Origin of the sequence: Acinetobacter sp. YH16038 (assembly GCF_013417275.1) — a bacterium.
Lineage (GTDB): Bacteria > Pseudomonadota > Gammaproteobacteria > Pseudomonadales > Moraxellaceae > Acinetobacter.
Genome location: NZ_VPEG01000013.1, coordinates 79,601 through 94,279, shown reverse-complemented (window position 1 = coordinate 94,279; position 14,679 = coordinate 79,601). Strand labels below are relative to the sequence as shown.

Sequence of the window (14,679 nt, the reverse complement as noted above, 5' to 3'; positions counted from 1 at the left end):
GAATAATTCAAGTGAATTTGTTTGAAAGAAGAACTTTAAAAGCTTTATTTTCACCCGATAAAATACCCATAAAACAAGAGGAAGCTCAAATGAGCTTCCTCTTGTGAAAAATTGTGGGACAGCAATGGTCTTCGTGGCTGCTTTTTTTACGTCATTTTTTGAGTGAAATACTGCTGGCCATCTTCAAAAATCACCAGATTTTCAGGCCATCTTAAAGCCCCGAGATGATAGGCAAACTCAGCCTGTTGCTGACGATCGCGATAACGCCTACCCACTGAATAGTCGACACAAAATACATTCTGCTGCTGACCAAACCATTGCAAGGCATCAATATGCTTAAACAGACCGGATTTTTCTTCGGTGGTTTTAAAGTTTCGCCAGTAATGGCCAATCACGACAGGTATCTTATCTGTATAACGCTCCCACCATGGCAAACGGTCAATCATGCGCCAGCGCCCCCCTGCATAGACTGGACGTTGCGCAATTTTCTCTGCACCTGAGCTTAAGGTACGAATCGGATTTTGCATCTGGTCGCGTAACTCTTTCTCAGCGATATATTTTAATAAGGGAATACTGGCTGTCGGATCCTTGAATTGTCCCTGATATTGCTGCTGTTCGCTCTGAATATATTCATCAAAGCCCAAAGTCTGCAACTCAAGTTCATTTTTCAGGACAAAATGATCATAAGCCTGTCTGATTGAATTAAAAGGAACAGATTTCAATTGTTGAATTGCCTGCGTATCCCAGCAAGCATGCACAATTCTTAAATGGGGTGCATCTAGAGCCAAAGGCAGGCTGTTTAGAAATTCTAGAATCCATGCACGATCCTGAATTGAAGCCTGAATTGAATCAAAAGTTTTGAGATCATCCTGATGCGGTGAACCAAAAAACCAGCCATTGCCTTCCCGTAGCGTATCGGTTAACAAGTTGATTTCATGATTACCCAGAATGCATTGCGCATTGCCATTTTCTATTAAGGTTTTAACCTGTCTGATGACAGCGATACTGTCTGGTCCACGATCACACAGATCCCCGACAAAAATCAGTTTACGCTGTTCAGGATGACGACCTTGCAGATCGTAGCCCAATACTTCTAACAATTGTTGTAGCGCATCAATCTCACCATGAATATCGCCAACAATATCCACCGGACCATCAAAAGTCTGCTGTATGAATATCTGATTACTCATGACTCTACCCTACCCAGGTCAATAAAACCTTTTTTTAATATAGCGCTTATACTTTAAATCAATATAACAAGTTCAGAATTATTTTTTAATCATTTCGATTATTCAATCAAATGACGATAGATCAGAAACTTAACTGAAATCTCATTTCTTCATTTCTTATCTAAATGTATATCTAAAAACAATAAAAAACCGGCGCCTAAGCACCGGTTTTATTCACTTTACGAGCTTTAAAGCTAGTACAGCCTGATTAAGCGTTTAGTGATTCAATGATTTGGTTCAATGTAGCACTTGGACGCATTACAGCATTTACTTTTGCAGGATCAACCGCATAGTAACCACCGATATCTACAGATTGGCCTTGAACTGCATTCAATTCGCTTACGATCTTCTCTTCATTTTCAGCAAGAGACTGAGCGATCGGTGCAAATTTCGCTTTCAATTCTGCATCTTCGTCTTGCGCTACAAGTTCTTCAGCCCAGAATTTAGCCAGGTAGAAGTGGCTGCCACGGTTGTCTAGCTCGCCAGTACGACGTGATGGAGACTTGTCATTGTCAAGCAATTTACCAGTCGCAGCATCCAGTGTTTTCGCGAGCAGTTTCGCACGTGCATTGTTTTCTTTAATGCCCATTTCTTCCAGAGAAACAGCCAATGCCAAGAACTCACCTAGAGAATCCCAACGTAAGTGGTTTTCTTCTACCAATTGTTGTACGTGTTTAGGTGCAGAACCACCAGCACCAGTTTCGTACATACCGCCACCTGCCATTAAAGGCACGATAGACAGCATTTTCGCAGAAGTACCAAGTTCCATGATTGGGAACAAGTCAGTCAGGTAATCACGCAGGATGTTACCAGTTACTGAAATGGTATCCAGACCGCGAGCAACACGTTCAAGTGTATAACGCATCGCACGTACTTGAGACATGATTTGGATGTCTAAACCTTCTGTATCGTGGTCTTTCAGGTATGTTTGAACTTTTTTGATCAGTTCGTTTTCGTGTGGACGGTACGGGTCAAGCCAGAAGATTGCTGGCATGCCAGAGTTACGTGCACGAGTTACAGCCAATTTCACCCAGTCGCGGATCGGTGCGTCTTTCACCTGGCACATACGCCAGATATCACCTTCTTCCACGTTTTGAGACATCAACACTTCACCAGTTTCAAGGTCAGTGATGTTCGCAACACCCGCTTCTGGAATTTCGAAAGTCTTGTCGTGAGAACCGTATTCTTCAGCTTTTTGAGCCATCAGACCAACGTTAGGAACTGTACCCATAGTACGTGGGTCGAAGTTACCATTCCATTTACAGAAGTTGATCATTTCCTGGTAAATACGTGCGAATGTAGATTCAGGCATGACTGCTTTACAGTCGTAAGGTTTACCGTCAGCACCCCACATTTTACCGCCAGTACGGATCATTGCAGGCATAGAAGCATCTACAATCACGTCGTTAGGTGAGTGGAAGTTAGTGATGCCTTTTGCAGAATCAACCATCGCAAGTGCTGGACGGTGTTCTTGACATGCATGAAGATCTTCAATGATTTCTTCACGTAAAGAAGTCGGTAAAGATTCGATTTTTTCGTAAAGACCAGCCATACCGTTATTTACGTTAATGCCGAGCTCGTCGAATAATTTACCGTGTTTCTCAAACGCATCTTTGTAGTAAATACGTACACAGTGACCGAATACAATCGGGTGTGATACTTTCATCATGGTCGCTTTAACGTGTAAAGAGAACAGGATGCCAGCTTCTTTACAATCTTCTAATTCTTTTTCATAGAAGTCGCAAAGGGCTTTTTTGCTCATGAACATTGAGTCGATGATTTCGCCGTCTTGAAGCGCAACTTTTGGCTTAAGAACGATAGTTTCACCAGACTTGGTGATCAGTTCCATTTTCACATTACGTGCACGGTCTAAAGTCATAGACTTTTCGCCATGGTAGAAGTCACCTTCTTGCATGTGAGAAACGTGAGTTTGTGACCAAGGTTTCCATTCACCCATAGAGTGTGGGTGTTTTTTCGCGTAGTTTTTCACTGCTGTCGGCGCACGACGGTCAGAGTTACCTTCACGAAGTACTGGGTTCACTGCTGAACCTAGGCACTTGCTATAACGCGCTTTAATTGCTTTTTCTTCTTCAGTAGTCGGGTTTTCCGGATAATCAGGCAGTGCATAGCCCTTAGACTGAAGTTCTTTAATGCATGACGTCAACTGAGCAACAGATGCACTAATATTAGGGAGTTTAATGATATTAGTATCTGGGTCCTGAGTAAGACGACCTAATTCTGCCAGGTTATCTGAAACTTTCTGCTCATCGCTTAGATAGTCTGCGAATTCTGCAAGTACGCGTGCGGCTACAGAGATGTCTGTCTTAACAATCTCAACGCCCGCCGGCTTAGTAAAGGTCTCAATGATCGGCAGTAGAGAGTAAGTCGCCAATAATGGCGCCTCGTCGGTCAGTGTGTAAATGATTGTTGACTTTCCACCAGCCATATATAGCCCCTTGCTTTGGATTGAGTTTCTGATCATCAGGCTTTTGGCCTAATTTCAGCGAACCGGTTACTTAAATAAACTTTGAAAGTAGTGGTGCTGGTTGCACCTCAGTCAAAGGAATATCAATACATATTCAACTTTGCCTGAAAAATTCGTAAAAATTGTCAGCGTGATTCACCGACAGCAGTATTCTACGTGAAAATGAACCTTTTTTCGAATCGGCACATTGCCAAACCATGCGATTTGTGCATTAGAAGGTTAATTTGCAGATTTTGCTTAATTTTACCAAAAATTATAATTTAATCATTATAATTCAATTACTTAAATTAAAAATCAGACAAATTCACCTATAAACTTAATGTGTGCTTAATTCGGTTTTTTGCCATCAATTTTTATCTACATGTTGGGTATCATGAAAATAAATTATCAATGGCCGTAATTTCCATAAGTATGGGTTAAAAAGCGAATTGAAACAGATCTGCTCCTTCCTATCGAAATTTATGATCTGCACCTGATAAATTGATAGTTAATCCTAAAGGCTTAAGACAACCTAAATAATAGTCACCTTTCTACTCTTTCTTCAGTTTAAATTATGTGCATTTTTTTAATTACCTTTACAAACACTGGAAATGTATCGACCGTAATTCAAATAAAAAAAATGGTTCTATTGGTTTAATAGGCTTTAGATAATGCCAGTATGTTGGTTTAATTAATAAGAATCTTCTAATTAAATTTGGGTAGAATGCTGATTAATTTACAATAAGGACTTATTTTATGTTGAATTATTTAGTTAGTTTTTCGACATGGGCTGAGAGCAATTCAGGACAGATTCAGATTCTGATAGGCATATTAGCGCTAAGTCTTGCAATTTTTGGTTATAGACAAATAATTGAACAGATAAAAATTGCAAAAAAACATGAAGATCGTGCAGATGAACAAAGAAAATTTGAATTAAAGATACAATCCCTTAATATGTCACTCATAGCTTTAGATAAAAACGCATTAAAAATAAATAATTTTAAAAAAATATTGAAATTGTCGGAAGGGTCTATCAAATCACTCGATCAGAATAGCGAAGTAATAGAAGGTGATATTCGAAAGTTAATTACACTCACTAAAGAAAAAATTAACCATGCTGAAGAAGTCCAAGAAGATATTTTTGATATGTGTAAGCGTATAAACAGAAAGAGCGCTTTCCATAGTCTAGATGAGCTAACTGCTATATATGATGTATTAATTTCTATAATAAATGATGCAAATAATACTGACTTAATGAGACATCACTTTACGATAACTGAAGATTAACAATCTCATATCACACAAAAATCCTCAGCCTCACTACTCACCCTACCCCATTAACTGAATAAGGCTTTTCGTATGCAGCCTCTAACATGTCAGCAATATCTTCGATCCCGGGTGTAGTAAGTATTTGCCAGCACTTTGATATACGCCCAGTGATCAGGGCCAGCACATCAATCGATAATTTCTATTTATTCACAAAGGGTTGAGTGCTTTATGTCGCGTGTCATAAAAATGAATATCTGGAAGCCCTGCCTTTTGCTTTCTACGTTTCCATATCAACTTAAATGAATTCTCTTTTTGAGGGATTAATATTAAGTCCGTCATATTGAATCAAATCCAGAAGCTCTATAGCCTTTATAGTTAACGGCATATTAAGTGCATCACCATTTTTAGTCTTTGGCAGATGAACATTTCTATCGTAAATATTTTTTATCTTTATACCCATTTCCCCCATCACATTGCAGTTTTAAGTGCAAACCGAAATGTCCATATAACAGAATGATCTGACCTTATTCATAGCATTATTTTATTATCAAAAGATTCAATGTACTTTCTTATTCTTGGCTCAGTTAATTTCATGACGTACTTTCCAAAATTCTTGTCGTAACCTTGACGTAAATTAAGCTGTATAATCGGTAAAAAGCAGCGATTTTAAGGATAACGCGGATAAAGATACTTTTTATTGTAGGTATAAAAAAAGGGTTTTAAGCTACTGTTTTCGCTTAAAACCCTTATAACATTAGTTTTTGAATCCTGGTAGGTATATCCAGACTCGAACTGGAGACCTCTACGATGTCAACGTAGCGCTCTAACCAACTGAGCTATACACCTAGAATGTTTGGCATATTATAAATTTTTCGATCCTAAGACAAGTCTTTTCATTTAATTTTCAATATATACGCACAAGTTTTAAGCAAATCTTTGAATTGTTTCAGATCTTGGTCCGAGAACTCCCTACCTGAATAAATTGATTTTTCAAATAGTCTGATTGCTTCAAAAAATACAGCTTGATCTTCACCCTGAACTTGCTGAGATAGCCTTAACATCCACTGATGAAAAGTCTCTGCGGGTTGTCTTTTTAATTTTTTTTTCAAAGACTGATTAAACTGCTGAATAGAATGTTCAAAAGGTGACTGTAACTGCCTATTTTTAAAATAGATTTTTAAAATATAAAGCAGTACGAGTATGCCAATACCAGATATTAAAATAATTACGCTGGAATAGACTGAACTTAGGCCCAGTTTCGCTAACCAGCCCTGCTGTGATTCGGCATTATAGCCTACGACCTTACTTTGCCATTGGTAACTTGCATAATCACTCCAGACTCTTAGTTTGGTCAGCCATATATTACGGTGTGATGTCCAGCCAGAATTACTTGCCCATACTCGCTCATCTTGCGAGATTAAATTTTGCATCCCATCATCAATACGTTGCGGGGCTACCATTGCGGTAGGATCAAAACGCTGCCATCTTTGGTCAATCCAGACTTCTGTCCAGGCATGAGCATCCAACTGACGAACTTCCCAACTTTTCCCATCGGGCGCCAATTGTCCGCCTTGATAACCTGTGACCACACGTGCCGGAATTCCAACATATCGCATCAGCATCACGAAACTGGAAGCATAGTGTTCACAAAAACCCTGCCGAAATTTAAACAGAAATTCATCAATCCGGTTTTTACCGAGTACGCCCGGTTTCAGGGTATATACAAAATGATTTTGCTGATACCAGTTTAAGACTGTTCGGATATAATGTCGTGGATCCTCCTCACTTTGTAGATATAAACGCTGTGCCAACTGTTGTGCCTGAGTATCCAAATGGGCTTGAGTCTGGGTATTAAGTCGCTGAACAAATTGCTCCGGTAAAATACTTTCAGTATTTTGACTACCTAGCCATTGCAGATGAATCGGTTCTACTCGTTGGGTTAAACGCCTTGGTACGATACTCCAGTCCTGACGATTATAATAACTGCGTTCCAAAGGCATCGATTTTTCCAGGCCCATCACCCAGAACACAGAAGGATCAGCAGCCAGATATTGGTAATTCCACCCTGATGTGGATACTGGAACAACTTCTCCAGGCTGACGGATTAAAGGCTGCTGATTAATAAAGCTACTGGTCCAGCGCTGTCCATCATATTCATCTAGCACCAATGCCCGCCAATACAACTCTGAACGTGGCGGCAGTTTACTCACATCACCAATAATCCTGAAAGCTAGAGCATTAGATTGAGATAATTCAGCAATATCGCCCGGTGACATACTGTCACCGATTCCGGTTATACCTTTATTTTCTGGAATTGGGATATGCCAAAGCGGTGGCAAACGCGGAAAGAAAATGAATAACAAAATAAAAAACGGCAGAGCATAAAGCACAAATCTGCCGACATATTTGGCATCTTGCTGTAAGGCTATACGTGGTGATTGCTGACTCTGCTGAAACTCACTGGTCTGAATCCGGTATAAGCCAATTAGACAGCTTAATAAGCATAGAATAATCACAACAGCCATGCCAAAAGATTGGCTATATAGAAATGAACTGGCCGCAACAAAAAGCGCAAAATTAAACAGAATAATCAGATCCCGCCGGTTTTTCGTTTCCAGTGATTTGGCAAATAAAAAAGTGGAAAGAACTGCAACACCTGCCTCCACTCCAATAAAACTTTGGTGGCTAAGATAAATACTACCTAATGCTAAGGCCGTGAGAAGAAAAGTTCCTATTTTAGGAAATGGCTTTTGCCGTTTAAGAAAAATCCAGATACACAGTAAGCTAATGACAAAGATAATGCTGAGCAGCACCGGGATGAAAGCTACTTGGGCAAGGATGATCAAGCCTAGGGTCAAGACGATCGAAATTCGGATTTTTCCATCAATCATAGATTCACCCGTTATGCCTGAGCCAATAATTGTTTGGCCTTACGTAACTGTTCTTCACCTGCTCCCTGCGGCAATTCTGCCTGAGGTAAATGCAGTGCATATGCACATTGCTGCTGCTCACATTGCTCAATCAGTCCCATCATCAAGCCCAGTTTCTCCTCATGCGACTGGCTAGGCATGTGTTCATAATGAATCTCAAAGCTATGTTCATCCTGATACTGTTCAAAGACTTTGACATACAAGCCTTGCCCACGTGCAAACTGTTTCCAGGAAACCGCCTGCAATGAGTCTCCAGATTGATAATTTCGTAATTCACGGAACTCATCCATATCCGGTTCAAAGCTATTCTGATAAATCTTGTTTTCCGAAGTATTGTTTTGAGCTTTAGGTGCCACCCAGGCAAACTGATGATGATAAAGATAGGTCCAGGCTCGTACCAGGCCAAAGGGATAAACCGAATAGATCTGAATCACCGGATACTCAAATTTACCGCGACGTTCAGCATAAAATGGCAGCACCCAATGCTGTTTCTGTTCACTCAGATAAACTTTCTCCAGCTGATTACCGGCCTTAATATACAGATAACGCGGTCGGGCTGTGGCTTGCTGAAAATAAAAATGCAGGTTAAGTGCATGACCCACCTGCCCGACGTCTTCAGCAACCATTTCGATATTCAGATCATGCAACTGTTTAAAGGTCAGATAGAAGCTGACACATAGCACTGCACTAATCAGAAAGCAGAAACCTAAAATCAGGTTATTGGCATAATTCACGCCAGCAATAAAGGTGATAAAAATCAGAACCAAAAACAGATAACCCTGCTGATAAATAAAGACCAGTACATCCTTTTGAGAAAGCTGTTTTTGCTGTGAAAATTGAAAGCGTTTCGCCAGCCAGTTTTGCCAGGTTTTATTCAAGAGCGGACTCCTTTAACTAACTGCGACCTGTTGCATCACATTTAATGTTTCTGCATCGCTCAGCCCCAGACGATGGGCGGCGACTGCCACAAAAACGGCTTGTACATCGTCCGGAGTTACGAAGCTACGTTGCTGAATAATGGCATTCGCCTGTGCTGCACGTTTAAGCGCCAGCAAACCTCGTGTTGATAAGCCTTGGCGTTTCTTACGGGTTTCTTCCGCAAGATCCAGCATATATTCCTGAACCGCTTCACTAATGAAAATCTGCTGGGTCAACTGCTGTAATTCCAGCACCTCATTTTCGCTAAACACATGTGCTAGGCTTGCGATCAAGGCAAAACGGGATTCTTGCTGTAATAACAGTTTTTCAGCATGACGGGATGGGTAACCCAAAGACAGGCGCATTAAAAAACGGTCAAGTTGGGATTCAGGCAAGGCATAAGTGCCACTTTGAAATAAGGGGTTCTGGGTCGCAATTACCCAGAATGGCTTAGGCAATGCATAACGTATCCCATCCACAGTGGCATAGCCTTCCTCCATCGCTTCTAGCAAGGCACTCTGAGTTTTGGGACTGGAACGGTTAATTTCATCTGCCAGCAAAATCTGGGTAAAAATAGGCCCCTGTTTAAACTCGAACTGATGTTCTTTCTGGTTAAACATATTGATACCGATCACATCACTGGCCAGCATGTCATTGGTAAACTGAATCCGCTGAAATTTTAGTCCTGTAAGATAGGCTAGGCTGCTTGCCAATGTTGTCTTGCCCAAACCGGGTAAATCTTCAAATAATACGTGTCCGCCTGCAATAAGACAGCATAGGGCTAATCTGGTCTGTGCATGTTTATCCAGAACAATGGCATTAATTTCTTGGAAAAATTTTTGAATCTTGGGGGCATAATCAGCCAGCTTCTGTTCAAGCTCATCATTGTTGTGCGCAATATCCAGCTTTTCTTTTTGTTTCATGCCCCAGATCACAATATTTTCCCTAATAAAACATGCTGTAGGATTAACATACACTGTTTTTTAAAATTCCCCAAAGATCAGTCATCTGCCGACTTTATTTCTGCAGAATAAATTAGGAATTTTAGAAATTTTATATGATTAAATTTCCTATAAGAGCCAATTGAAGCTTTAAGATTAAAGTTTAGAAAAATTACATTTTGATTGGCATATTTATTAGAGAAAACAGGTTATTAAAAACCTTTGAGATCTGAACTTATACCTAAAAGGTAAAGACTTTTAAAAATTTAAATTCCCAATGTCAAAATAGATCATAATTTTGTTTTATCTTGTTTGAATCCTAAAATTTGCCCGTAAAAAAGCGCCCCGAAAGGCGCTCATTTTATTCATCCATTAGCATGGACACTTCTTCATATCTCCACCGGCAGATGGATAACGCGAATCTACACAGTGACGATAAAATGTTTTAGGGTCCATCGCTTCCAGATCAGGATGGTGCTTTTTCATATGCGCCAGATAGGTCTGATAATCAGGCACACCCACCATCAGGCGGAAACTCTGCTGTAAACGCTGCCACAACGTCGCAATCCGTGACCAGTTTTTCGGGTTCAGGATCAGGTCTTTTTGTGACATCACGGTCATCTTGATGATTTTATAGATAACCGCTTTTCCACCTTTAGCAAACTTCAAGTTCATGCGCTGCTCCTTAATGTCCTTTTGCAGGCTGAATTTCTTCAGGGTCGCGATATACTGCTTCGGCTTCATTTACGGTTGGTACCGGGCTCGCCAGGGCACGACGGATCACGCCAATCGCAGCAAATAGCATTACAAACGCTACGATCATAAAGAAACCACAAAGTGCTGCGTTGATCTGGTTTGACATTGCGACAGTCTGCATTTCAGCCAGGGTTTTCGCTGGTGCCAGAATTTCATTATTCGCAATTGCCGTATTAAAACGCTCTGCCTGTGCCAAGAAACCGATCTTTGGATTTTCATGGAAAATCTTTTGCCAACCGGCTGTCATTGAAGTAATAAACAGGAATACGGTTGGAACAATGGTTACCCACACATATTTCTCTTTCTTCATCTTGAACAGGATGACTGTACCCAGAATCAATGCCATTGCAGCCAGAATCTGGTTACCAATACCGAACAATGGCCATAAGCTATTAATACCGCCTAATGGATCAACAACGCCCTGATAAACGAAGAAACCCCAGCCAGCAACAGCAACGGCTGTACCCAGCATATTACCGAAGAAGTTATGAGATTGTTTTACCGCAGGAATCACGATACCAACTGTATCCTGAACCATGAAGCGACATGCACGAGTACCCGCATCTACCGCTGTCAAAATGAATAAAGCTTCAAACAGAATTGCAAAGTGATACCAGAAGGCCATCATTTCACGGCTGTTAAAGATTTCGGTAATGATATGCGCCATACCAATCGCGAAAGTTGGTGCACCACCCGTACGTGACAGAATCGAGTTCTCACCTACTTCCTGAGCCAAGAGAGTCAGCGCTTCAGGCGTTACCACAAAACCAAGATTACGTACTGCTTCAGCTGCAGTATCTACGGTTGTACCTAGTAGTGCTGCTGGTGAGTTAATCGCGAAGTACACACCTGGATCAAGAATCGCGGCACAGATCAAAGCCATGATCGCAACAAATGATTCCATCAACATACCGCCATAACCGATTATCCGGATATCGCGTTCGTTGTTGACCAGTTTCGGTGTCGTACCTGAAGAAACCAGTGCGTGGAAACCGGAAATCGCACCGCAGGCAATGGTAATAAACAAAAATGGGAACATTGAACCAGCGAATACTGGGCCTGTACCATCGACAAATTTGGTAATCGCTGGCAATTTCATTTCCGGCATCGCGAACAGAATACCAATCGCCAGACCCGCAATCACACCAATTTTCAGGAAGGTAGATAAATAGTCACGCGGTGCAAGTAATAACCAAACTGGCAATACCGATGCAATGAAACCATAAATGATCAAAGCCCAAGTCAGTTCAGTACCAGTTAAAGTGAACAACTGTCCCCAGTAGGGATGCTGTGCAACGTTTTCACCATAGATAATGCCAAGCATCATCAATACGAAACCAATGATCGAAACTTCTGCAATTTTACCCGGACGGATAAATCGCATGTAGATACCCATGAAGATGGCGATCGGAATCGTAGCGGCAATACTGAATACACCCCATGGACTGTTGGTCAGCGCTTTAACAACCACTAGTGCCAATACTGCAAGGATGATGATCATCACACCTAGCGCACCAAGCATCACGATAATACCAGCAAAGGTACCCAGTTCCTGTTTTGCCATTTCACCCAGTGAACGACCGTCACGACGGGTAGAAATAAACAATACCAGGAAGTCCTGTACCGCACCTGCCAGTACTACACCGACCAGTAACCAGATCGTGCCCGGCAAATAACCCATCTGCGCTGCAAGGATTGGACCGACTAAAGGACCCGCACCGGCAATCGCGGCAAAATGGTGACCGAATAACACACTTTTATTGGTCGGCACATAATCCAGACCATCACCCAGACGATGTGCGGGTGTTAAACGGCGTGCATTCAGTTCAAAAACTTTATTGGCAATAAATAAACTGTAGAAACGGTAAGCGATGCTGTACACACAGGCTGCGGCCAGTACCAGCCAGACTGCATTCACATGCTCACCACGACTGAGTGCAAGTATCCCGAAGGAGACTGCCCCGACTATGGCTACCAGGAGCCAGATGATTTTCGAAGTCATGGTTGACTTCTGTTGTAAAGTTTCCATTCAATCCCTCATTTTGTGAAGCATATAAATCAGCGTGATTTTTTTATTCGAGGTACTGCTGTTTTCCCTTGCGACTTTACGCTTGTTCCTGTCTAATTCCTCTAAGACTTTGGCATAAAAAAAGGGGATGATTTTAGTCATCCCCTTTGATAATAGTCTATTTTCCGACCATTATGCACGTTCTAAATAGTCACCAGTACGGGTGTCTACGCGAACGCTTTCTTCTTGCTGAACGAATAATGGAACACGTACTACTGCACCTGTTTCAAGTTTCGCTGGTTTACCGCCACCGCCAGAAGTATCGCCACGAACGCCTGGATCAGTTTCAACGATTTTTAATACTACGAAGTTTGGTGGGCTTACTGTTAAAGGTACGCCATTCCATAACATGATAGTACATTTTTCATTTGAATCGTCTTTTAACCATTTTGCAGCGTCGCCCATTGCTGTTTTATCAGCAGCGATCTGTTCGAAAGTTACAGGATCCATGAAGTTCCACATTTCGCCATCGTTGTACAAGTATTCCATTTCTACTTCTACGATGTCTGCAGCTTCTAAAGAATCACCGGATTTAAAAGTTTTTTCCAAAACTTTACCACTGCGAAGGTTACGTAATTTAACACGGTTGAACGCCTGGCCTTTACCTGGTTTAACGTATTCGTTTTCCATGATTGAACATGGGTTACCATCAAGCATAACCTTCAGGCCAGACTTGAAATCGTTCGTAGAATAATAGGCCATGATTGGCTCACTCCAAACTTACTAACTTTAAGCTATTGATGCTATGGGCTGTTGCAATGTCATTTAGCAAGTCTGACACGAACATGAGTTGCCACATGCACATTCATTTAATGTTGCGTATTCTAAATGAGCAATACACCAAGTCGCAACGAAAAAATCGGTTTTAACTTGCTGACACTGCTTAACTTAGCATCAGCTATTCCAATACTGGTGCACAACCAGTCTTCCAAGCACATAAAAGTCTCTATGCTTTTGCATACCATAGCAAACTGATCGTGTTTAGAGAAATTTTAGCCAGCTTTCACATTCCCATCTGTAGACAAACTGCTAAACTGCGCACTTCTGGCTATCGCCTTCATCTTTTTTTGATCTTCCGGCATGACACAGTATTTATATCAAGAAGCAAATTGGCAATCGCAACTGAGTGACCTGATCACCGATCCACAGGAACTACTACAGATTTTACAGCTTTCTCCAGATCAGCTGTTATCTGGTGCTCTGCTGGCCTCTCAAGCCTTTAAATTACGTGTGCCGCGAGCTTTTGTTTCCAGAATGCAGCCAGGCAATCCTTTAGATCCACTTTTATTACAAGTGCTGCCACATCATCTGGAACTGGAAGATCATCCGGGATTTGTCACTGATCCCCTAGGTGAAGAACAGGCCAATCAGCAGCCTGGTGTTCTACATAAATATAAGTCACGTTTTCTACTGACCTTGACCGGTGCCTGTGCAGTCCACTGTCGTTACTGTTTCCGACGCCATTTCCCCTATCAGGAAAATCTGCCTAAAAATGAAGACTGGACCAATATCAAACAATATCTGGAAAGTCAGCCAGATATTAATGAAGTAATTCTGAGTGGGGGCGATCCACTGACCTTATCTAACCGAAAATTAAAAACCTGGATTGAACGACTAGAATCGGTACCACATCTCAAATTTTTAAGAATACATTCACGAGTTCCTATTGTGATCCCAAACCGGATCGACGAAGAGCTACTAAGCATGTTAAAAAACAGTAGGCTACGTATTATTCTAGTGGTACACTCGAACCATGCATCAGAGCTGGATGACCTGACCTGTAAGCAGCTTAATCAGCTGGTTCAGCATCAGATCACGGTACTCAATCAGGCAGTTTTATTAAAAGGGGTTAATGATTCTGCTCAAGTTTTGATTGATTTAAGCTATCGCTTGTTTGATGCTGGCGTGATGCCCTATTATTTACATGTACTTGATAAAGTAAAAGGTGCGCATCATTTTGATTTACCTGCTGAGCACATCAATGAGATTTATACAGAAGTTTTAGCGAACCTACCGGGGTATCTGGTTCCTAAACTAGTTCGAGAAATAGCGGGCGAGAAGAATAAGACACCGCTTTTTGGGGTTTCAACATTTTTGAGTTAAA

At 41.3% G+C, this 14,679-nt stretch carries 10 protein-coding genes and 1 tRNA gene; 2 read left to right on the top strand and 9 right to left on the bottom strand.

Annotated features, from left to right (window positions below; genetic code table 11):
• Positions 1 to 146: 146 nt before the first annotated feature.
• Both FTV34_RS07535 and FTV34_RS07530 read right to left on the bottom strand, forming a co-directional pair.
• Positions 147 to 1,190, bottom strand: a complete 1,044-nt coding sequence (locus FTV34_RS07535) for a metallophosphoesterase (protein WP_180069705.1) — start codon at positions 1,188 to 1,190, stop codon at positions 147 to 149.
• A 247-nt stretch (positions 1,191 to 1,437) separates the two neighbouring features.
• Positions 1,438 to 3,675 carry an NADP-dependent isocitrate dehydrogenase gene (locus FTV34_RS07530; protein ID WP_034170011.1) on the bottom strand — a complete coding sequence of 746 codons (2,238 nt, stop codon included), beginning with the start codon at positions 3,673 to 3,675 and terminating at the stop codon, positions 1,438 to 1,440.
• 774 nt (positions 3,676 to 4,449) lie between these two features.
• On the opposite strand from FTV34_RS07530, the gene FTV34_RS07525 reads away from it, so the two are divergent.
• The gene (locus FTV34_RS07525; protein ID WP_180034094.1) at positions 4,450 to 4,980 is read left to right on the top strand and encodes a hypothetical protein; all 531 of its coding nucleotides are present in this window, start codon (positions 4,450 to 4,452) and stop codon (positions 4,978 to 4,980) included.
• Positions 4,981 to 5,731: 751 nt separating this feature from the next.
• On the opposite strand, the gene FTV34_RS07520 is transcribed toward FTV34_RS07525, so the two are convergent.
• The 7 genes from FTV34_RS07520 to efp form a co-directional block, all read right to left on the bottom strand.
• A tRNA-Val gene (locus FTV34_RS07520) sits at positions 5,732 to 5,808 on the bottom strand.
• 47 nt (positions 5,809 to 5,855) lie between these two features.
• Positions 5,856 to 7,853 (bottom strand): DUF3488 and transglutaminase-like domain-containing protein, encoded by a 1,998-nt coding sequence (locus FTV34_RS07515; protein WP_180069702.1) that lies wholly within the window; start codon positions 7,851 to 7,853, stop codon positions 5,856 to 5,858.
• 11 nt (positions 7,854 to 7,864) lie between these two features.
• Positions 7,865 to 8,770 (bottom strand): DUF58 domain-containing protein, encoded by a 906-nt coding sequence (locus FTV34_RS07510; RefSeq protein WP_180069699.1) that lies wholly within the window; start codon positions 8,768 to 8,770, stop codon positions 7,865 to 7,867.
• 12 nt (positions 8,771 to 8,782) lie between these two features.
• Positions 8,783 to 9,733: a MoxR family ATPase gene (locus tag FTV34_RS07505; protein WP_180069696.1), complete on the bottom strand. Its 951-nt coding sequence runs from the start codon at positions 9,731 to 9,733 to the stop codon at positions 8,783 to 8,785.
• A 390-nt stretch (positions 9,734 to 10,123) separates the two neighbouring features.
• Entirely contained in the window at positions 10,124 to 10,426 is a 303-nt protein-coding gene (locus tag FTV34_RS07500) for a YbdD/YjiX family protein (protein ID WP_004782606.1), read from the bottom strand.
• Positions 10,427 to 10,436: 10 nt separating this feature from the next.
• A complete protein-coding gene (locus tag FTV34_RS07495) occupies positions 10,437 to 12,536 on the bottom strand; it encodes a carbon starvation CstA family protein (protein WP_034702078.1) in 2,100 nt (699 codons plus the stop codon).
• A 171-nt stretch (positions 12,537 to 12,707) separates the two neighbouring features.
• Positions 12,708 to 13,277: an elongation factor P gene (gene efp / locus FTV34_RS07490; RefSeq protein WP_004782608.1), complete on the bottom strand. Its 570-nt coding sequence runs from the start codon at positions 13,275 to 13,277 to the stop codon at positions 12,708 to 12,710.
• Positions 13,278 to 13,655: 378 nt separating this feature from the next.
• Between efp and epmB the strand changes: the two genes are divergently transcribed.
• Positions 13,656 to 14,678 (top strand): EF-P beta-lysylation protein EpmB, encoded by a 1,023-nt coding sequence (gene epmB, locus FTV34_RS07485; RefSeq protein ID WP_180069693.1) that lies wholly within the window; start codon positions 13,656 to 13,658, stop codon positions 14,676 to 14,678.
• Position 14,679 lies beyond the last annotated feature (1 nt).